This window comes from Streptomyces sp. NPDC033131, from assembly GCF_055578365.1.
In genome coordinates this window covers 124,910-143,489 of record NZ_JBVIPA010000002.1, presented here as the reverse complement: position 1 = coordinate 143,489, position 18,580 = coordinate 124,910, and the positions used below count along the sequence as shown (strand labels likewise).

Genomic DNA, 18,580 nt, shown 5'->3' with positions numbered 1-18,580 from the left:
GAGTCGAGGTGCTGTCAGCCCTTGACCGCGCCGAGCATCACGCCCGAGACGAAGTAGCGCTGGACGAACGGGTACACGCACAGGATCGGCAGCGCGGTGAGCACGATGGTGACCGACTGGATGTTCGCCCCGACCTGGCTGAGCTGCTCGGTGGCGGCGCCCGCGTTGCCGCCGCCGGTGGCACCCGAGATGAGGTTGCGCAGATAGACGGTGGCCGGCATCAGCTCGGTGCTGTCCATGTACAGGAACGCCGCGAACCAGGAGTTCCAGAACGCCACCGAGTAGAACAGGAGCATCGTCGCGACGACGGCCTTGGACAGCGGCAGCACGATGCGCAGCAGGATGCCGTAGGTGCTCAGTCCGTCGATCTGCGCGGCCTCCTCCAGGTCGGTCGGCAGGCTCTCGAAGAAGGCCTTCATCACCAGGAGGTTGAAGACGCTGATCGCGTTCGGGAGCGCCAGCGCCCAGATGGTGTTCTTCATGCCGAGGCTGCTGATCAGCACGTAGTTGGGGATCAGGCCGCCGGTGAAGAACATGGTGAAGACGGCGATGCCGACGAGCAGGCCCCGCCCGCGCAGTTGCTTCTTGGACAGGACGTAGGCGTAACAGGTCGTCAGGACCATGGCGACGACGGTGGACACGACCGTGTAGAGCACGGTGTTGCCGTAGTTCCGCCAGAACATCGCGTCCTGGAACACGATCTTGTACGTGGTGAGGTTGAAGCCCCTGGGCCACAACGTCACCTCACCGGCCCGGATCTGGCGCTCCCCGCTGAAGGACCGGGCGACGATGTTGACGAACGGGTACAGGGTCACGACCACGACCAGGGTGAGGATCACTCCGTTGACGCCCTGGAAGACGCGGTGGCCACGCGTGGGCCGGTGGACGCTCACCACAGGCTCGTCCCCACCGTGCGGCGCGAGAGCTGGTTGGCGGAGGTGATCAGCACCAGGCCGATGATCGCCTCGAACAGGCCGATGGCGGCGGCGTAACTGAAGCTGTTGGACTCGACACCCGTCCGGTAGAGGTACGTGGAGATCACGTCGGCCTTCGGATACGTCAGCGGGTTGTAGAGCAGCAGGACCTTCTCGAAGCCGACCGCCATGAACGTGCCGATGTTGAGGATCAGCAGCGTGATCATCGTGGGCCGGATGCCGGGCAGGGTGACGTGCCAGATCTGCTGCCAGCGGTTGGCGCCGTCGATGCGGGCGGCCTCGTACAGTTCCTCGTCGATCGTGGTGAGCGCGGCGAGGTAGAGGATCGTGCCCCAGCCGGCGGTCTGCCAGATCTCCGAGCCGACGTAGATCGTGCGGAACCACTCCGGTTCCTGGATGAACCGGATCGGCTCGTGCCCGAACCAGCCGAGCGCGTGGTTGACCGGGCCGTCCGTGGCGAGCATCTGCATCGTGATGCCCGCGACGATCACGATCGACAGGAAGTGCGGAAGGTACGACACCGACTGCACGAACCGCTTCAGCGACCGTCTGCGCACCTCGTTGAGCAGCAGGGCGAGCACGATCGGGATCGGGAAGCAGAAGACCAGCGTGAGCCCGCCGAGCCAGAGGGTGTTTCGGAACACCTGCCAGAAGGTGGGATCGGTGAGGAACATGCGCACGTAGCGCAGCCCCACCCACTGCTCGCCGAAGATCGAGCCGCCCGGCTCGAAGCGCCGGAAGGCGATGACGTTGCCGATCATCGGCAGATAGCGGAAGACCAGGAAGAACAGCAGCGGCAGGACCGCCAGCGAGTACAGCTGCCAGTCCCGGCGCAGGGACCGCCGCCATCCGGGGCGCGCGGGTCCGCGCGGACGACGACGGGGTGCGGCCCTGGCCGGAGGCGGGTCCTGAGTGCCCGGCGGTGGGGCCGACGTGGTGGACGTGCTCATGCTCGGGCCTCCCGGGGCATAGGACGGGGAACCGAAACTTTCGAGCTCTTACCGGTAACTTCGCGGCAACTTAGGGGCAGCAGAAAGCGCTGTCAATGGGGGCTGCACACGGGGACGTTGGGTCGCGAGGCGACCGCGTCGCACGGGATTCACCTCGTGGTGAGGGTGGAAGAGATGAAGAGATCGGCGGGCCACGTCGGAACTTTCTGCCGCTGGACCGCAACGATCGGACCGAGCCGCGTCGTTGAAGTCTGTGAGGTGCAGCCGTGCCCGCGTTCGACCTGCCCCGGAGAGAGCTCGAGCGGTACCGGCCGGATCCCGAGGAGCCCGCCGACTTCGACGAGTTCTGGCTCGGCACCCTCAAGGAGGCCGGACAGAGCGACCCGGTGGTGTCGGCCCGGCCCGTGGACAGCGGCCTGCGGCTGACGCAGACCTGGGACGTCACCTTCCGCGGCTTCGCCGGTGACCCGGTCCGCGCCTGGTACAGCAGGCCCGCCGGGGTGCGCGAGCCGCTGCCTGCCGTCGTCGAGTACGCCGGGTACGGCCGTGGGCGCGGCCTCCCCCACGAGCGGCTGACCTGGGTGAACGCCGGGTACGCCCACCTGCTCATGGACAACCGGGGCCAGGGCGACCAGTACGGCTGCGGCGGCGACACCCCCGACCCGCACGCGGGCGCGCCCGGCGGCCCCGGCCCCGCGGTACGCGGCCTGCTCGCCGCGCGGGACCACCACTACCGCCGCCTGATCACGGACGCGGTGCGCGCGGTCGCCGCGGTGCGGGAGCTGCCCGGGGTCGACGGGGGGCGCGTCGCGGCCGTCGGCAACAGCCAGGGCGGCGGCCTCGCCCTGGCCGTCGCGGGCCTGCTGCCGGACCTGGCGGCCGCCCTGGTCACCGCCCCCTTCCTGTGCGGCATCCGGCGCGCCCTCGACCTCACCGACGCGGCCCCCTACGGCGAGATCACCGCGTACCTGTCCGTGCACCGGGGCGCCGAACAGGCCGCGTACCGCACCCTGTCCTACCTGGAGGGCATCTCCTTCGCGCGGCGCGCACACGCCCCGGCGCACTTCGGGGTGGGCCTGCGCGACACGGTGTGCCCGCCGAGCGGGGCGTACGCCGCCTTCAACCGCTACGGGGAGTCGACCGGCACGGATCCCGGCAAGGAGATCCACGCCTATCCCTACAACGGCCACGAAGGCGGCGACGCCGTACACGTGCGCCGCCAACTCGGTTGGCTGGCAGGAGTCTTGCGTCACAAGTCGGAGTGAGCACGTACAGGTCCGCAGGGTCGGGCGGCGACTTCACGCCCGCGACGGTCCACCTCTCCCCCGCCCGTCCGGTGCCGTGAACGGCTTCGTCGCGCGGATCCACGGAGCGACCGGGTCCCGGGAGGGCGGGTTCGACCAGGTCCTTGCCGCCGTCGGCGCAGGCGGCCTTTGCCCGGGGGCTCGAAGCGGGCCCGGCGGCACAGCGCCACCGGGCCCGCTTCGAGCGAAGGTTCAGTACGGCGATTCAGGTGATCGTGGGCAGGGCCGCAGTTCAGCCCACCCGGCAGGGAAGTGTCGTCGCCGGGTCACCGCCGGAGCCGGAGACGACGTAGCCGAACGTCGTACTCTTCCCCGGATCCAGCGAGCCGTTCCAGTTGGCGTTGTGGACCATCACCGCCTGGCCGTTGTACGTCGCGTTGCCGCTCCACAGGCTTTCGACCTTCTGGCCGCCCGGCAGCGTCCAGTCGACCATCCAGCCCAGCATCGGCACGTCGCCGGAGTTGGTGACGGTCACCTCGGACTGGTAGCCGCCGTTCCAACTGCCCGTGGTCTTCCGGGTTGCCGTGCAGGTACCCGGGACCGGTTCGGTCGGGTTGCCCGGCTCGTGGATACCGGTGACCTCGCCGTTGCCGCCGTCGAAGACGACGTCGGAGCAGGAGTAGAAGGTCTCGGCGCTGTCCGAGCGCTGCCAGACCATGTAGATGATGTGCCGTCCCGACTTGCCGTCGGGGAGCTTGCCGTTCCAGGAGTAGTTGGCCTCGACGTTGCCCGGGCTGCCGTTGAGCGGCGGGTGGTCGACGGAGAGGAAGGGCTGCGCCTCCATGTCGTCCCAGGTGAGGGCCCGCTTCGGGTCGAATCCGTCCTTGGTGACGTAGACGTAGAACCAACCCGGGTGAGCGGCCCACGCGTTGTACGAGAAGTCGACGGTCGCACCCGAGGTGAGGTGGGTGAGCGGCCAGTCGTCGCGGGCCGCGTTGAAGCCCGTGAAGTTGGTGTTGCCGCCGCTGCACAGCTCGCCGTCCGGCACGAAGCCGCGGGTGCGGCCGGCGCCGTCCGAACGCAGCACCGAGAACCAGTTGTAGAACGGCGTGGTGCCGCTGACCTGTTGGGCGTTCTTGCAGGCCGGGTTGACCGGCTTGATCTCTCCGGTGTCCGTGAGGCCGTCCTGCCAGCACAGGAAGGTACGGCTGCCGGGCTTCATCGGAGTGCCATGGGCCTCCGCCTCGCCGCCGGCCGTGACGACCAGGCTGAGCGCCGGGATCGTCGCGAACAGGGCCACGAGGACGAGGAACAGGGCTCTGGCGCGGGTGGGGAACGTCAACCGGCGTGGGGAGTCGGGGAACTCGGTCCTTGATTTTGTCATGATCATGACAGTTCAGTCCGTTCCTTGAGGTACGGGCCGTGTGGGTGCGTGCGTGCGTGAATGCGTGTGCGGATGCGTGCGTGAATGCGCGTGTGCGGTTGCCTGTGCGGAAGCGTGGGGTGGGGGCGACCACGGGGGCGGGTTCCGGTCCACCCGTATGGGAGCGCTCCCACCCCACCTGTTGTGGAAGCTAGCGCCGAGTGGCCGACTTGTAAACGCATGGCGCACAAGGGCCGCACTCCAGTGGGTGCGGCCCTTGGCGTCTGCCGTGCTCGCAGGGGCGGGACGGGGTCAGGCCGGATACGACGCCTGGAAGGCCAGCCGCCCCTCCGCTCCCTCGCCGATCGCCGTGAGGAGGTCGTCGAAGGACAGGAACTCCTCCCAGACCGGGCGGCCACTGGCCAGGGTCAGCCGTCCGACGACCAGGTCCTCGAGCTCCGGAACGCGCCTGTTCTTCCAGATCTTGTCGGCCACGCTCACGAGCAGGTCCTCGAGGCCGAGGCCCGGCACGTTCCAGGTGGCGTGCGTGCCCGCGAAGCGGGCCCGTTCGGGGCTGACGCCCCGGTCCAGCAGGAGTGCGCGTCCCGCCTCCTCGTGCGCCGAGCCCGGGCCGGAGAGTTCGCTGACGTGGATCGTCTTGCCGATGTCGTGAGTGGCCGCGCCGAAGAGCACGGCGGCACGGTCGACGGCCACCGCCGGGTACCGCCGCCCCACCCCGTCGACGAGCTGCTGCGCGACATCGTGCACGGCCCGGAGATGGGCCGCGAGCCGGGGCGGCGCGTCGAGGTCGGTCAGGAGGCGGGCCACGTCGTCCGGGAGGAGGCGCAGGGGTGGGACTCCGGGGCCGGGGTCATGGAGGGCTCGGTGGAGGAGATCGGGGGGCTTCACGCCGCAAGGGTAGGCAATCGGGCGGGAGTTGGGGTGATCGCAACAAGTGCATGCATGCCGGTAGACCCTCCAGGGACATACCCGGAGCATTTCCGCCGCGTACGCTTTCCGACGTCTTCTTACTCGTGATCACCAGTGATGGAGCCCCCATGACCATGGCCCCCTCGTCCGCAGCAACTTGGAGCCTCTCGGTCGTGGCCGTCGGCACGCTGCTCGTCGGCTGCTCGGCTTCGGTCAACGTGGGTACGTCCACGCCGAAGATGTCATCGGACAAGCTGGCCACCACTCTCTCCGAAAAGCTCGCCGCCACGACGGGCCAGCCGAAGCCGGACATCACCTGCCCCGAGGACCTCGCCGGGAAGGTCGGCACCACCACACGTTGCACGCTCACCGCGGACGACGGCAGCACCTTGGGCGTGACGGTCAAGGTGACCTCTGTCGACGGAGACCAGATCAACTTCGACTTCCAGGCCGACGGCACTGCTTCCCCTGCACCGAACTGACGGCAGGACGTTCCGACTTATCCCTACGTGAGTGAGATCGTTTACGCGTGACTGCGAAGCAGGCAAGCCGAGCACGCCGGCGATGCGGTTCTCCCCTCCCCCGCGGGCCCGATCGCGTGGCCCAGCGCGCCCACGGTGTGGATCATCGGCGCCCGGCCTCTGTCGATCTCGCGGCCCAGGCGGTGCTCCGGCACCTCGCCGGCGGTGAGCATGAGGGCGGGCGGCTTCGGCCGTTCCCGCCGCAGCACCTGCCGTCCGTCGAGCTCGGGCAGCATCCCGTCGAGCACGACGGCGTGCGGGGCGCGGCGGCGGGCGACCCGCAGCACGCCGTGCCCGTCCGCGGCGGGGTGAGGCCGTCGGCCCGACTCGGTGACGGCCGCGGACAACGCCCGGATGTGCGTGGGCTCGTCATCGCCGATGCGCGCGCGGACGCGGACGCGGACACGGCCGGTTCGGGAGGCGGCGGAGGGCCGGTCATGTACCGATCGTGTCCTCGCCCGCTGAGGGAACCCTGTGCTCCACCTGAGGGTGGGTGATGACCTGGGACCTCCCCGTTCCGGGCACGGCGGAGGGCCGCACCCCCGTCGCCGGGGATGCGGCCCTCAACTGCGTGCCGGATCGCTTACTTGCGGATCAGGCTGCGCAGCACGTACTGCATGATGCCGCCGTTGCGGTAGTAGTCCGCCTCGCCGGGGGTGTCGATGCGGACGACCGCGTCGAACTCGACACCGGTGTCGGTGGTGACCTTCACCGTGCGCGGGGTGGTGCCGTTGTTGAGCTCCTCGACGCCGGTGAAGGAGAAGGTCTCCTCGCCGGTCAGGCCGAGGGAGGCGGCCGAGGCGCCCTCCGGGAACTGGAGCGGGAGGACGCCCATGCCGATGAGGTTCGAGCGGTGGATGCGCTCGTACGACTCGGCGATGACGGCCTTGACGCCGAGGAGCGCGGTGCCCTTGGCGGCCCAGTCGCGGGACGAGCCGGAGCCGTACTCCTTGCCGGCCAGGATGGCCAGCGGGGTGCCCTGCTCGATGTAGTTGCGGGAGGCGTCGTAGATGAACGACACCGGCCCGCCGTCCTGCGTGAAGTCGCGGGTGTAGCCGCCCTCGGTGCCCGGCGCGATCTGGTTGCGCAGGCGGATGTTGGCGAACGTGCCGCGGATCATGACCTCGTGGTTGCCGCGGCGCGAGCCGTAGCTGTTGAAGTCACGACGCTCCACACCGTGCTCGGTGAGGTACTTGCCGGCCGGGGTGTCGGCCTTGATGGCGCCGGCCGGGGAGATGTGGTCGGTGGTGACCGAGTCGCCCAGCTTGGCGAGGACGCGGGCGCCCGTGATGTCGGAGACCGGGGTGGTCTCCATCGTCATGCCCTCGAAGTACGGGGGCTTGCGGACGTACGTCGACTGCGGGTCCCACTCGAAGGTGTTGCCGGTCGGGATGGGCAGCGCCTGCCACTGGGCGTCGCCCGCGAAGACGTCCTGGTAGGACTTGTTGAACATGTCCTCGCCGATGGCGTTCGCCACGACGTCGTTGACCTCGGCCTCGGTGGGCCAGATGTCCTTCAGGTAGACCGGGTTGCCGTCCTGGTCGATGCCCAGGGCGTCCTTGGTGACGTCCACCTTCATGGAGCCGGCGAGGGCGTACGCGACGACCAGCGGCGGGGACGCCAGGTAGTTCATCTTGACGTCGGGGTTGATCCGGCCCTCGAAGTTCCGGTTGCCGGAGAGGACCGAGGTGACCGCGAGGTCGTGGTCGTTGACGGCCTTGGAGACCTCCTCCGGCAGCGGGCCGGAGTTGCCGATGCAGGTGGTGCAGCCGTAGCCGACGAGGTTGAAGCCGACCTTGTCGAGGTAGGGGGTGAGCCCGGCCTTGTCGAAGTAGTCGGTGACGACCTTCGAGCCCGGGGCGAGGGTGGTCTTGACCCACGGCTTGCGGGTCAGGCCCTTTTCCACGGCCTTCTTCGCGACGAGCGCGGCGGCGACCATGACGTACGGGTTCGAGGTGTTGGTGCAGGAGGTGATGGCCGCGACCGTCACCGCACCGTGGTCGATCTCGTACGTCGAGCCGTCGGGGGCGGTCACGGTGACCGGGTTGGACGGGGCGCCGTTCGGGGCGACGGCCGGGGCGTCGGAGGCCGGGAAGGACTCCTGGCCCGCCTCGTCCACGGAGTCGACGTAGTTGCGTACGTCGACCTTGAACTGCTCGGCGGCGTTCGCGAGGACGATGCGGTCCTGCGGACGCTTCGGGCCGGCGATCGACGGGACGACCGTCGACAGGTCCAGCTCCAGCTTCTCGGAGAAGTCCGGCTCGGCCTTCGGGTCCAGCCACAGACCCTGCGCCTTGGCGTACGCCTCGACGAGCGCCAGCTGCTGCTCGGAGCGGCCGGTCAGCTTCAGGTACTTGATGGTCTCGTCGTCGATCGGGAAGATCGCGGCGGTGGAGCCGAACTCCGGCGACATGTTGCCGATGGTGGCGCGGTTGGCGAGGGAGGTGGCGGAGACGCCCTCTCCGTAGAACTCGACGAACTTGCCGACGACGCCGTGCTTGCGCAGCATCTCGGTGATCGTGAGCACCAGGTCGGTGGCGGTGGTGCCGGGGGTGAGCTCACCGGTCAGCTTGAAGCCGACCACGCGCGGGATGAGCATGGAGACCGGCTGGCCGAGCATCGCGGCCTCGGCCTCGATGCCGCCGACGCCCCAGCCGAGGACGCCGAGGCCGTTGACCATGGTGGTGTGCGAGTCGGTGCCGACGAGGGTGTCGGGGTAGGCCTGGCCGTTGCGGACCATGACCGTGCGCGCCAGGTGCTCGATGTTCACCTGGTGGACGATGCCGGTGCCGGGGGGTACGACCTTGAAGTCGTCGAAGGCGGTCTGGCCCCAGCGCAGGAACTGGTAGCGCTCGCGGTTGCGGCCGTACTCCAGCTCGACGTTCTGCGCGAAGGCCTCGTTGGTGCCGAACTTGTCGGCGATGACGGAGTGGTCGATGACCAGCTCGGCCGGGGAGAGCGGGTTGACCTTCGCCGCGTCGCCGCCGAGCTCCTTCACGGCCTCACGCATGGTGGCGAGGTCCACGACACACGGCACACCGGTGAAGTCCTGCATGATCACGCGGGCCGGCGTGAACTGGATCTCCTGGGAGGGCTGGCCCTGCGAGTCCCAGCCGCCGATGGCGCGGATGTGGTCGGCGGTGATGTTCGCGCCGTCCTCCGTGCGGAGCAGGTTCTCGAGCAGGACCTTGAGGCTGTACGGCAGTCGGGCCGAGCCCTCCACCTTGTCCAGCCGGAAGATCTCGTACGACTCGTCGCCCACCTGCAGCGTGCTGCGGGCGTCGAAGCTGTTCGCCGACACGACAGTCTCCTTCATTTTTGTGCGCTTACCACCGCATCCTGCCGCCACGCCCTCTTGGCCGATCCGCTAAGGTAAGGCTAAGTTAGGCATGCCTTACTGTCGGACTGATGACGACGTGCGACCGCGGCGCGCCTCGGCAGATATCTCGATGTCGAGATAACTCTAGTACATGGGGCCCGGTTGGTCATGCCCGGCCTCCCTGTGATGTCCTCCTGCGACCATGGACCGAGCCGATTTCTCCTGGGACGACTTCGCCTGGACGACACGGGTGCCACTGCCGCCGGACACCTGGGCGGCCACGGCAGGGACGCTCGTACCCCTGTACTACGCCCCCGAGGGCCGAGAGCACCACCCGCTGGACGACGCCGAGATCGCGACGGCCGCGTGGGCGGCCGGCCGGCTGCCCGCCCTGCTCGCCGGGGCGCGGCCCGCGCTCGGCGCCCACGCCGTGCACACCCTGAAGCCGGACGACCTGGCCACCGCCTCCGGCCTGACCGGCCTCGTGCGCGTCAGCACGCTCTACGTCCACCCGGTCTCCCGGGACGGCATCCCGTACGTGGGCATCGAGTTCTCCTGCCCCTGGGACGAGGAGCACGGCCTGGGCGTTCTCCTGCACGGCACGCGCGTCGTCGACGTCGGCGGGGCCGACACCGCCTTCCTGCTCTGGATCGCCGAGCGGGACGCCCGGAACGCGCGGGCGGGCCTTGACGAGTCACTGATCGGCCACTGGGACAGCGGCCCCTTCGATCACGGCGCGATGGAGTCGTCCGCGCTGGAGCTCCGCGCCGACGGGCGGGGATGGAGCAGTCTGGCCAACCTCGGCGGGGAGTACGTCACGCTCCTGACGTGGAGCTGCCCGGAGCCGGGCGTTCTCGAACTGCGGGACGAGGACGGGCGGGTCACACGTCACCGGTACGGCATCGGGCCCGTCGTCCCGCCGTACGGCACCGGAGCGGTGACGTCGGTCACCTTCGAGGAGACGGTGGAGTACTGCCATCAGTTCGCCAAGTGGGGGTATCCGACAGGAGTTGGGAGCGACTGACCGACCCCGAAGGGAGGCCCACATGCCCCTCACGTTCCGCAAGAGCTTCCGGATCCTGCCCGGCGTGCGCCTGAACATCAACCGGCGTTCCTGGTCCATCACCACCGGCGGCGGCAGCCACGGACCCCGGCACACGAGCAGCAGCACGGGACGCCGTACGACATCGGTGGATTTGCCCGGACCTTTCGGATGGCGCCGTACTCGCACCGCGAAGCGCCGTTGACGAACCCTCAGGTTCCTCACGCCGCTCACCCGAACGGACCCCCTCAAGAGGCGCCATCTCATATCTGAGATAGCCTCAACCCCATGGCAGACGACTACCTCGTACGCATCGGCAAGCTCATCCGTGACGCCCGGCAGCACCGGGGCTGGACACAGTCGCAGCTCGCCGAGGCGCTCGGCACCAGTCAGAGCGCCGTCAACCGCATCGAGCGCGGCAACCAAAACATCAGCCTTGAGATGATCGCTAGAATCGGTGAAGCACTGGACAGCGAAATTGTCTCTCTGGGCTACGCGGGCCCGATGCACCTGCGCGTGGTCGGCGGCCGTCGGCTGTCCGGCGCCATCGACGTGAAGACCAGCAAGAACGCGTGCGTGGCACTGCTGTGCGCCTCGCTGCTCAACCAGGGGCGCACGGTGCTGCGCCGGGTCGCCCGCATCGAGGAGGTGTACCGCCTTCTGGAGGTGCTCAACTCCATCGGCGTACGCACCCGCTGGATCAACGACGGCGTCGACCTGGAGCTGGTGCCGCCGGCCGAGCTGAACATGGCGTCGATCGACGCGGCGGCCGCCGTACGGACGCGGTCCATCATCATGTTCCTCGGCCCGCTGCTGCACCGCATGGACCGCTTCATGCTGCCGTACGCCGGCGGCTGCGACCTCGGCACGCGGACCATCGAGCCGCACATGATCGCGCTGCGCCGGTTCGGGCTGGACATCGCGGCGACCGAGGGCCAGTACCACGCGGCGGTCGACCGGTCCGTACGGCCCGACCGGCCGATCGTGCTGACCGAGCGCGGGGACACCGTCACCGAGAACGCGCTGCTCGCCGCCGCCCGGCACGACGGTGTCACCGTCATCCGCAACGCCTCCTCGAACTACATGGTCCAGGACCTGTGCTTCTTCCTGGAGGCCCTGGGCGTCAGGGTGGAGGGCATCGGCACCACCACACTCACCGTGCACGGCGTGCCGAACATCGACGTGGACGTCGACTACTCCCCCTCCGAGGACCCGGTCGAGGCGATGAGCCTGCTGGCCGCCGCGGTCGTCACCCAGTCGGAACTGACGGTTCGCCGGGTCCCCATCGAGTTCCTGGAGATCGAGCTCGCGGTCCTGGAGGAGATGGGCCTCGACCACGACCGCACCCCGGAGTACCCCGCCGACAACGGCCGCACCCGCCTGGTGGACCTCACCGTCCGGCCCTCCAAGCTGGAGGCACCGATCGACAAGATCCACCCGATGCCGTTCCCCGGCCTGAACATCGACAACGTCCCGTTCTTCGCGGCCATCGCGGCCGCCGCCTCGGGCAAGACACTGATCCACGACTGGGTCTACGACAACCGGGCGATCTACCTGACGGACCTCAACCGCCTCGGCGGGCGGCTGCAGCTGCTGGACCCGCACCGGGTACTGGTCGAGGGCCCGACCCGCTGGCGCGCCGCCGAGATGATGTGCCCGCCCGCCCTGCGGCCCGCCGTGGTCGTCCTGCTGGCGATGATGGCGGCGGAGGGCACGTCCGTACTGCGCAACGTCTACGTCATCAACCGGGGGTACGAGGACCTGGCCGAGCGGCTCAACTCGGTCGGGGCGCAGATCGAGACGTTCCGGGACATCTGAACGGGTCACCGCTGGGGCTGTGCGAGCAGCCGGCGCGTGGGATCCGATCCGCTCCGTGATCCGGGCCGGGAGGACGCGGGACAGCGGCGTGAACACGATCGGCCTGGTCTGCGCCGCGCGTCCGGCGTACGGCAGCGGGTGTTGGGCATGTTCGCGCCGCCTTCGGTCGCGCAGTGCTGTTCCGTGCCGCCGAAGCCGGCGAAGCCGAACGGGTCGACCCAGCGGGCGATGTCGGCGGGCGTCACGGGGATGACGCTGCGGGACCGGACCAGTGTCTTCACGTGCCTCCTTGTCGGGGGCGGGCGGTTCACCCAAGGTCGGCATGGTGCTCGGCGGCAGGTGGTCCTGCGCCCACACGGTCGGGGTGGCCAGCGGGACGAGGCAGGCGTTGCCGTGGGGGGTGAGGGTGTAGCGGGTGCGCGGTGGAGGGCCGGGGCGACGGTCAGCGTGATCAGGTCCAGGTCGGCGTCGGTCCGCCGAAGGCCGGCGCGTAGGAGTTGACGATCCAGGCCGGGTTGGCGTCGGAGACGCCGAGGTGGGTCTGGACGGCGGGCAGGGCGATGTAGGTGATCGTGGCGTCGGGGAGCACCATCGGCTGGGCCGCGACGATAACGAAGAGCCAGGCCGAGATGCCGCCCGCCCGGGGAGGCCCCGGACGCCTCGGCACCCGGCTGCCCGGGATCGTGGTGGTGCTGTCGGCAGACAAGAAAGCACGATGGAAAGGAGGCGGGCTCCGTCAGCGACCGGCCGGACCGCCTCCGTTTGCGGCTCTCGGCGCCCGCACGGCAGGGTGCGGGGGTGGCTACTTTGCTGATCGTGCATCACACGCCCTCGCCGAACTGCCAGGCGATGCTCGAGGCCGTCGTCGCCGGTGCGACGGACCCGGAGATCGAGGGCGTGCGCGTCGTGCGGCGGGCCGCGCTGGCCGCCACGGCGTCGGACGTGCTCGCCGCCGACGGGTTCGTGCTGGGTACGCCGGCGAACCTCGGCTACATGTCCGGCGCCCTCAAGCACTTCTTCGACCAGGTCTACTACCCCTGCCTCGACGCGACGCAGGGCCGCCCCTTCGGCTACTACGTGCACGGTGGCAACGACGTGACCGGAGCGGTCCGCGGCATCGAGGCGATCACGACGGGCCTCGGCTGGCGACGGGCCGCCGAGGCCGTGACCGTGACGGGCGAGCCCCGAAAAGCGGACACCGAGGCCTGCTGGGAACTGGGTGCCACGGTCGCCGCGGGACTGATGGACTGACGCCGCGATCAGCCCGCGATCGGTCCGCGATCCGCCCCCGATCAGCCCGCGATCAGGGTGATCTCCTGCCGCTGGGCCGCGTGGAAGCGGGGCAGCGGCAGGCCGCCCTGCGGACGCAGCTCCATGAGGGTGGCCTCGACATACGCGGCGCCGGTCTGGAGGGAACGCGGCGACGGACTGCCGACGTTCGCCCAGGGGTGCACCAGCCCGTCGCACACCGCGCGGGTGCCGCCGATGCCGTGGCGGACGGACAGGGAGCGCTGGCCGACGGACGAACTGACGAACACCGGGCCCGTGGCGCCCGTGCAGCGGTAGGTGCCGGAGAGGGTGACCGTGCCGTCGGGCGCGATACGGCCCGTCGGGTCGACCGTCACCGTCTCGTACGGCTCGGCGGTGGCCGGGGTGGCAAAAGCGGCGGGGGCGGCCGGCAGGAGCAGCGCGGCGGCGGTGGCGAACACGGTCGCGGCGAGGGCGGGACGCAAGGACATGGAAGACCTCCTGGAGTGGGGGGCTCCACTGGTACCGGGCGCGAGCGTCCTCGGCGGTGATCGTCACCCCTTCGGTGGCGAGTCCGCACAGCGGTCGTGGAAGGGTCCGGGTGTTGTCCGCGTGTTGTCCGCGTGTTGTCACGCTTCGCGGCAGACCGTTCCGATGAGTTAGCCGCCGGAGGATGGTCTGTCATAGGGACCCGATCCGAAGGTCCTACGCCGTGGAGGTGCGCCATGTGTTCCCACCAGCCCTCGTGCCCCGCAACCGACAACCACGCCCCGCACATCGTCGCCGCCCACCCCGAGCAGGGCTGGAACCTGCTGTGCACGGGCGCGATCGTGTTCGACGACACCGGCGAGCTGCTGCCGGACGGCCGGGTCGTCGCCCCCCACCGGGTGGCCGCGGGGCGGCTGACGATCGCCGCCTGATCACGTTCCTGCGACGCGGGGCTCTAGGGCAGCACCGCGAAGCCGTCGAGCTCCACCTTCGCCTGGTCGTCCCACAGGCGTACGACCTCCACGACCGCCATGGCCGGGTAGTCGCGTCCCGCCAACTCGCGCCAGATACGGCCGAGTTCAAGAGCATGGGTGCGGTACGCGGTGATGTCCGTGGCGTAGACGGTGACGCGGGCGAGGTCGGCGGGGGTACCGCCGGTGGCGGTCAGGGCAGCCAGGAGATTGGTGAGGGCTCGCTCGAACTGCTCGGGGAGGGTGTCGCCGACGACCTTGCCGTCGGTGTCCAGAGCGGTCTGGCCGGCGAGGAAGACGATCCGGGTGCCGGTGGCGATGACGGCGTGGGAGAAGCCGGTGGGCGGGGAGAGTCCGGGCGGGTTCACACGCTCGGCGGTCACGCGTCGGCCTCCAGGGCATTCCCGGAACCCACGGCCTGCACGGCGTCCACGGCGTCCGTGGCATCCAGGGCATCCAGGTTCGCGTACAACTCCTTGGCGATGATGCCGCGTTGGACCTCGCTCGCGCCCTCGTAGATGCGCGGGGCGCGTACCTCGCGGTAGAGGTGTTCGAGGAGGTGGCCGCGGCGCAGGGCGCGGGCGCCGTGGAGCTGGACGGCCGCGTCGACGACGTACTGCGCGGTCTCGGTGGCGAGCAGCTTCGCCATCGCCGCGCGTCCCGGCACGTCCGGGGCGCCCTCGTCGTACGCCGTCGCCGCCGCGTACACCATGAGGCGGGCCGCCTCGGTGCGCAGGGCCATCTCGGCGACCTGGTGGGCGACCGTCTGCAGGTCCCTCAGCTTGCCGCCGAACGCGTCCCGTCGGGCGGTGTGGGCGAGGGTCGCGTCGAGCGCCGCACGGGCCATGCCGACCGCGAAGGCGCCGACGCTGGGCCGGAAGAGGTTGAGGGTGTCCATCGCGACCCGGAAGCCGCGGTCACTCTGGCCGAGCAGGTCGTCGGCGGTCACCGGTACGGCGTCGAAGCGGAGGCTGCCGAGGGGGTGCGGCGAGAGCATGTCGAGGGCCGTTCCGGTCAGGCCCTGGCGGTCGGCGGGCACGAGGAAGGCGGTGACGCCCCGGGCGCCCGCGCCGGGGGTGGTTCGCGCGAAGACGGTGTAGAAGTCGGCCTCGGGTGCGTTGGAGATCCAGCACTTCTCCCCGGTGAGCCGCCAGCGGGCGGGGCCGTCGGACGCCGCGGCGAGGGGGGCGCCCGCACCCGGCGTCCCCGCCCCTCCCGAGGCCTCCCGTTCCGCCCGCAGTGTCAGTGCCGCCGCGTCCGATCCCGCCCCCGGCTCGCTCAGCGCGAAGGCCGCCACCGCGGTGCCCTCGGCCACCCGGGGCAGCCAGCGTTCCCGCTGGGCGGGGGTGCCGTGGGTGTGGACCGGGTGGGCGCCCAGGCCCTGGAGGGCGAGGGCGGTCTCGGCCTCGGTGCAGGCGTACGCGAGGGACTCCCGCATCAGGCAGAGGTCGAGGGCGCCGGAGGTGAACAGGCGGGACAGCAGGCCGAGCCGGCCGAGTTCCGCGACGAGCGGGCGGTTGACGTGGCCCGGTTCGCCCTTCTCCGCGAGGGGGCTCAGCCGGTCCGCGGCCAGGGCACGCAGTTCCGCCGCCCAGGCGATCTGTGATGGTTCGAGTGAGAATGCGGGCATGGCCGGTCCTCTCTCCCCGCAGCCCTGCAGCCACTCCCCCGACGGTATCGCGCACCGTTGACTGCCGTCACCAACACGATACGCTCGATGCGCGAACCCACCCGGGGATGCCGACCCGACGCCCACCACCGACGCCCACAAGGCAAGGGGGCGAACCGCGATGAACCCCTCGGCCCACGTCGACACCTTCGCCCGCGACCATCTGCCGCCCCCCGACCAGTGGCCCGAGCTCCACTTCGACCTGCCGGAGCTGCGTTACCCCGATCGGCTGAACTGCGCCGTCGAGCTGCTCGCCGGGCCGGCCGTGGACCGACCGGTGTTCCACACGCCGACGGGCGGAACATGGACGTACGGCGAACTCCGCACCCGCGTCGACCGCATCGCGCACGCCCTCACCCGTGACCTCGGGGTCGTGCCCGGCAACCGGGTCCTGCTGCGCGGCCCCACCACCCCCTGGCTGGCGGCCTGCTGGCTGGCGGTGCTGAAGGCGGGGGCGGTCGCCGTCACCGTGCTGGCCCAGCAGCGCCCGCACGAGCTGGCCACGATGTGCGAGATCGCCCGCGTGGAACACGCCCTGTGCGACGTCCGGGCCGTCGACGACCTCGCCAAGGCCTCGATACCGGGGCTCAGCATCACGACGTACGGCGGCGACGCCCCCGGTGACCTGCTGAACCGGGCGACGACGCCCGAGGAGCCGTACACCGCCGTGGACACCGCGTCCGACGACGTCGCGCTGATCGCGTTCACCTCCGGGACCACCGGCCGCCCGAAGGGCTGCATGCACTTCCACCGGGACGTGCTGGCGATCGCCGACACCTTCGCCCGCCATGTGCTCGGGCCACATCCCGACGACGTCTTCACCGGCAGTCCCCCGCTGGGCTTCACCTTCGGTCTCGGCGGGCTGGTGGTCTTCCCGATGCGTGCCGGCGCCAGCGCCCTGCTGCTCGAACAGGCCGGTCCCCGGCAGCTGTTGCCGGCGATCGCCGAGCACCGGGTGTCGGTCCTGTTCACCGCGCCGACCGCCTACCGCGCGATGCTCGACGAGCTCGACGGGTACGACGTGTCCTCCCTGCGCCGCTGTGTCTCCGCCGGCGAGAACCTCCCCGCCGCCACCTGGCGGGCCTGGCACGAGCGGACCGGACTGCGTGTCATCAACGGCATCGGCGCCACCGAGCTGCTGCACATCTTCATCTCGGCGGCCGACGACCGCATCAGGCCCGGGACGACGGGGGTGCCCGTACCGGGGTGGCACGCGCGCGTGCAGGACGAGAGCGGCGCGCCGGTGCCCGACGGCGAGCCCGGTCTGCTGGCCGTGCGCGGGCCGGTCGGCTGCCGGTATCTCGCCGATCCGCGGCAGCGGGAGTACGTGCAAGGCGGCTGGAACGTCACCGGCGACACCTACGTCCGTGAGCCCGACGGCTACTTCCGGTACGTCGCCCGCGCCGACGACATGATCATCTCGGCCGGGTACAACATCGCCGGGCCGGAGGTCGAGGACGCGCTGCTGCGCCACCCGGACGTGCTGGAAGCGGCGGTGGTGGGACGGCCCGACGAGGCGCGCGGGCAGGTCGTGGTGGCCTTCGTCGTGCTGAAGGAGGGCGCCGAACGCGACACCGGGGCACTGCGCGCCCATGTCCTGTCCGAACTGGCGCCCTACAAATGCCCGCGCGAGATCGTCCTGCTGGACGCCCTGCCGCGCACCGCGACCGGCAAGCTGCAGCGGTTCAGGCTGCGCGCCGCCGCCTGCGACGCAGGTGACACCGATGGTGACCAGCAGTGATGCCGACGACCTAAGATGATCAACGTGTCCGACCAGCATGCACCACGGTCTCTCATCGTCACGCTCTACGGCGCGTACGGCCGCTTCATGCCCGGCCCGCTGCCCGTGGCCGAGCTGATCCGGCTGCTGGCCGCGGTGGGCGTCGACGCCCCGTCCGTCCGCTCCTCCGTGTCCCGGCTCAAACGCCGCGGGCTGCTGCTGCCGGCCCGTACGGCGCAGGGCGCCGCGGGCTACGAACTGTCGCCGGACGCCCGCCAGTTGCTCGACGACGGCGACCGGCGCATCTACGCCACGACACCGCCGGACGACGAGGGCTGGGTGCTCGCGGTGTTCTCCGTGCCGGAGTCCGAGCGGCAGAAGCGGCACGTGCTGCGCTCCCGGCTGGCCGGGCTCGGCTTCGGAACCGCCGCGCCCGGCGTGTGGATCGCTCCGGCACGGCTGTACGAGGAGAGCCGGCACACCCTCCAGCGGCTGCGGCTCGACCCGTACGTCGACTTCTTCCGCGGCGAGCACCTCGGCTTCGCGCCGACGGTGGAGGCGGTCGCCCGCTGGTGGGACCTGGCGGCGATCGCCAAGGAGCACGAGGCGTTCCTGGACCGCCACGCGCGCGTGCTGCACGACTGGGAGCGGCGCACGGACACCCCGGCCGAGGAGGCCTACCGCGACTACCTCCTCGCCCTGGACACCTGGCGCCATCTCCCCTACGCCGACCCCGGGCTGCCCGCCGGGCTGCTCCCGTCCAACTGGCCGGGCGCGCGTTCGGCCGCGGTGTTCCGGGGGCTGCACGAGCGGCTGCGGGACGCGGGAGCCGCCTTCGCGGGCGCATGACCCGCTTCGCGGC

20 protein-coding genes are annotated in these 18,580 nt (G+C 70.5%); 9 read left to right on the top strand and 11 right to left on the bottom strand.

Annotation, left to right across the window (positions count from 1 at the left end):
• Nucleotides 1-14 precede the first annotated feature (14 nt).
• Nucleotides 15-896: a carbohydrate ABC transporter permease gene (locus ACZ5XS_RS04055; protein WP_468647630.1), complete on the bottom strand. Its 882-nt coding sequence runs from the start codon at nt 894-896 to the stop codon at nt 15-17.
• A complete protein-coding gene (locus ACZ5XS_RS04050) occupies nt 890-1,885 on the bottom strand; it encodes an ABC transporter permease (RefSeq protein WP_468647629.1) in 996 nt (331 codons plus the stop codon). The genes ACZ5XS_RS04055 and ACZ5XS_RS04050 overlap by 7 nt, the downstream gene beginning before the upstream one ends.
• Before the next feature lie 266 nt (nt 1,886-2,151).
• On the opposite strand from ACZ5XS_RS04050, the gene ACZ5XS_RS04045 reads away from it, so the two are divergent.
• The gene (locus tag ACZ5XS_RS04045; protein ID WP_468647628.1) at nt 2,152-3,150 is read left to right on the top strand and encodes an acetylxylan esterase; all 999 of its coding nucleotides are present in this window, start codon (nt 2,152-2,154) and stop codon (nt 3,148-3,150) included.
• A 271-nt stretch (nt 3,151-3,421) separates the two neighbouring features.
• On the opposite strand, the gene ACZ5XS_RS04040 is transcribed toward ACZ5XS_RS04045, so the two are convergent.
• Nucleotides 3,422-4,513: a lytic polysaccharide monooxygenase auxiliary activity family 9 protein gene (locus ACZ5XS_RS04040; protein ID WP_468647627.1), complete on the bottom strand. Its 1,092-nt coding sequence runs from the start codon at nt 4,511-4,513 to the stop codon at nt 3,422-3,424.
• Between the two features lie 291 nt (nt 4,514-4,804).
• Nucleotides 4,805-5,401 carry an HD domain-containing protein gene (locus ACZ5XS_RS04035; protein WP_468647626.1) on the bottom strand — a complete coding sequence of 199 codons (597 nt, stop codon included), beginning with the start codon at nt 5,399-5,401 and terminating at the stop codon, nt 4,805-4,807.
• Between the two features lie 149 nt (nt 5,402-5,550).
• Between ACZ5XS_RS04035 and ACZ5XS_RS04030 the strand changes: the two genes are divergently transcribed.
• Nucleotides 5,551-5,904, top strand: a complete 354-nt coding sequence (locus tag ACZ5XS_RS04030; protein WP_468647625.1) for a DUF4333 domain-containing protein — start codon at nt 5,551-5,553, stop codon at nt 5,902-5,904.
• 41 nt (nt 5,905-5,945) lie between these two features.
• Here the strand turns inward: ACZ5XS_RS04030 and ACZ5XS_RS04025 are convergent, their stop codons facing one another.
• Entirely contained in the window at nt 5,946-6,290 is a 345-nt protein-coding gene (locus ACZ5XS_RS04025; RefSeq protein WP_468647624.1) for a response regulator, read from the bottom strand.
• Nucleotides 6,291-6,526: 236 nt separating this feature from the next.
• Complete coding sequence (gene acnA, locus ACZ5XS_RS04020; protein ID WP_468647623.1) at nt 6,527-9,244, bottom strand: aconitate hydratase AcnA; 2,718 nt, start codon at nt 9,242-9,244, stop codon at nt 6,527-6,529.
• A gap of 220 nt (nt 9,245-9,464) precedes the next feature.
• Between acnA and ACZ5XS_RS04015 the strand changes: the two genes are divergently transcribed.
• From ACZ5XS_RS04015 to ACZ5XS_RS04005, 3 genes are all read left to right on the top strand, one after another.
• A complete protein-coding gene (locus ACZ5XS_RS04015) occupies nt 9,465-10,286 on the top strand; it encodes a DUF6985 domain-containing protein (protein ID WP_468647622.1) in 822 nt (273 codons plus the stop codon).
• Nucleotides 10,287-10,308: 22 nt separating this feature from the next.
• Nucleotides 10,309-10,509 carry a DUF4236 domain-containing protein gene (locus ACZ5XS_RS04010; RefSeq protein ID WP_053751607.1) on the top strand — a complete coding sequence of 67 codons (201 nt, stop codon included), beginning with the start codon at nt 10,309-10,311 and terminating at the stop codon, nt 10,507-10,509.
• 83 nt (nt 10,510-10,592) lie between these two features.
• Nucleotides 10,593-12,122, top strand: coding sequence for a helix-turn-helix domain-containing protein (locus ACZ5XS_RS04005; protein ID WP_468647621.1), 1,530 nt, complete (start codon nt 10,593-10,595; stop codon nt 12,120-12,122).
• Nucleotides 12,123-12,127: 5 nt separating this feature from the next.
• Here ACZ5XS_RS04005 and ACZ5XS_RS04000 read toward each other — a convergent pair whose 3' ends face one another.
• Nucleotides 12,128-12,403 (bottom strand): hypothetical protein, encoded by a 276-nt coding sequence (locus tag ACZ5XS_RS04000; RefSeq protein ID WP_468647620.1) that lies wholly within the window; start codon nt 12,401-12,403, stop codon nt 12,128-12,130.
• Nucleotides 12,404-12,573: 170 nt separating this feature from the next.
• Complete coding sequence (locus ACZ5XS_RS03995) at nt 12,574-12,828, bottom strand: hypothetical protein (RefSeq protein ID WP_468647619.1); 255 nt, start codon at nt 12,826-12,828, stop codon at nt 12,574-12,576.
• A gap of 92 nt (nt 12,829-12,920) precedes the next feature.
• On the opposite strand from ACZ5XS_RS03995, the gene ACZ5XS_RS03990 reads away from it, so the two are divergent.
• Nucleotides 12,921-13,373: a flavodoxin family protein gene (locus ACZ5XS_RS03990; RefSeq protein WP_468647618.1), complete on the top strand. Its 453-nt coding sequence runs from the start codon at nt 12,921-12,923 to the stop codon at nt 13,371-13,373.
• Between the two features lie 41 nt (nt 13,374-13,414).
• Here the strand turns inward: ACZ5XS_RS03990 and ACZ5XS_RS03985 are convergent, their stop codons facing one another.
• Nucleotides 13,415-13,861, bottom strand: a complete 447-nt coding sequence (locus ACZ5XS_RS03985; RefSeq protein WP_468647617.1) for a DUF6299 family protein — start codon at nt 13,859-13,861, stop codon at nt 13,415-13,417.
• Between the two features lie 234 nt (nt 13,862-14,095).
• On the opposite strand from ACZ5XS_RS03985, the gene ACZ5XS_RS03980 reads away from it, so the two are divergent.
• Nucleotides 14,096-14,290 (top strand): DUF5999 family protein, encoded by a 195-nt coding sequence (locus tag ACZ5XS_RS03980; RefSeq protein WP_468647616.1) that lies wholly within the window; start codon nt 14,096-14,098, stop codon nt 14,288-14,290.
• A gap of 23 nt (nt 14,291-14,313) precedes the next feature.
• On the opposite strand, the gene ACZ5XS_RS03975 is transcribed toward ACZ5XS_RS03980, so the two are convergent.
• Together ACZ5XS_RS03975 and ACZ5XS_RS03970 are read right to left on the bottom strand one after the other, a co-directional pair.
• The gene (locus ACZ5XS_RS03975; protein ID WP_468647615.1) at nt 14,314-14,712 is read right to left on the bottom strand and encodes a RidA family protein; all 399 of its coding nucleotides are present in this window, start codon (nt 14,710-14,712) and stop codon (nt 14,314-14,316) included.
• Complete coding sequence (locus ACZ5XS_RS03970) at nt 14,709-15,959, bottom strand: acyl-CoA dehydrogenase family protein (RefSeq protein ID WP_468647614.1); 1,251 nt, start codon at nt 15,957-15,959, stop codon at nt 14,709-14,711. Before ACZ5XS_RS03970 ends, ACZ5XS_RS03975 begins: the two co-directional genes overlap by 4 nt.
• Nucleotides 15,960-16,020: 61 nt before the next feature.
• Here ACZ5XS_RS03970 and ACZ5XS_RS03965 point away from each other — a divergent pair, with 61 nt between their 5' ends.
• Both ACZ5XS_RS03965 and ACZ5XS_RS03960 read left to right on the top strand, forming a co-directional pair.
• On the top strand, nt 16,021-17,739 hold the full coding sequence (locus tag ACZ5XS_RS03965; protein ID WP_468647947.1) for an AMP-binding protein: 1,719 nt from the start codon (nt 16,021-16,023) through the stop codon (nt 17,737-17,739).
• 15 nt (nt 17,740-17,754) lie between these two features.
• Complete coding sequence (locus ACZ5XS_RS03960) at nt 17,755-18,567, top strand: PaaX family transcriptional regulator (protein WP_468647613.1); 813 nt, start codon at nt 17,755-17,757, stop codon at nt 18,565-18,567.
• Nucleotides 18,568-18,580 lie beyond the last annotated feature (13 nt).

Excerpts from the sequence above, each read along its gene's own strand:
- ACZ5XS_RS04005 (WP_468647621.1), top strand. The coding sequence starts at position 10,593 with ATGGCAGACGACTACCTCGTACGCATCGGCAAGCTCATCCGTGACGCC.
- ACZ5XS_RS04015 (WP_468647622.1), top strand. The coding sequence starts at position 9,465 with ATGGACCGAGCCGATTTCTCCTGGGACGACTTCGCCTGGACGACACGG.
- ACZ5XS_RS04010 (WP_053751607.1), top strand. The coding sequence starts at position 10,309 with ATGCCCCTCACGTTCCGCAAGAGCTTCCGGATCCTGCCCGGCGTGCGC.
- ACZ5XS_RS03970 (WP_468647614.1), bottom strand. The coding sequence starts at position 15,959 with ATGCCCGCATTCTCACTCGAACCATCACAGATCGCCTGGGCGGCGGAA.
- ACZ5XS_RS04050 (WP_468647629.1), bottom strand. The coding sequence starts at position 1,885 with ATGAGCACGTCCACCACGTCGGCCCCACCGCCGGGCACTCAGGACCCG.
- ACZ5XS_RS03985 (WP_468647617.1), bottom strand. The coding sequence starts at position 13,861 with ATGTCCTTGCGTCCCGCCCTCGCCGCGACCGTGTTCGCCACCGCCGCC.
- ACZ5XS_RS04040 (WP_468647627.1), bottom strand. The coding sequence starts at position 4,513 with ATGACAAAATCAAGGACCGAGTTCCCCGACTCCCCACGCCGGTTGACG.
- ACZ5XS_RS03980 (WP_468647616.1), top strand. The coding sequence starts at position 14,096 with ATGTGTTCCCACCAGCCCTCGTGCCCCGCAACCGACAACCACGCCCCG.
- ACZ5XS_RS03960 (WP_468647613.1), top strand. The coding sequence starts at position 17,755 with ATGATCAACGTGTCCGACCAGCATGCACCACGGTCTCTCATCGTCACG.
- ACZ5XS_RS04030 (WP_468647625.1), top strand. The coding sequence starts at position 5,551 with ATGACCATGGCCCCCTCGTCCGCAGCAACTTGGAGCCTCTCGGTCGTG.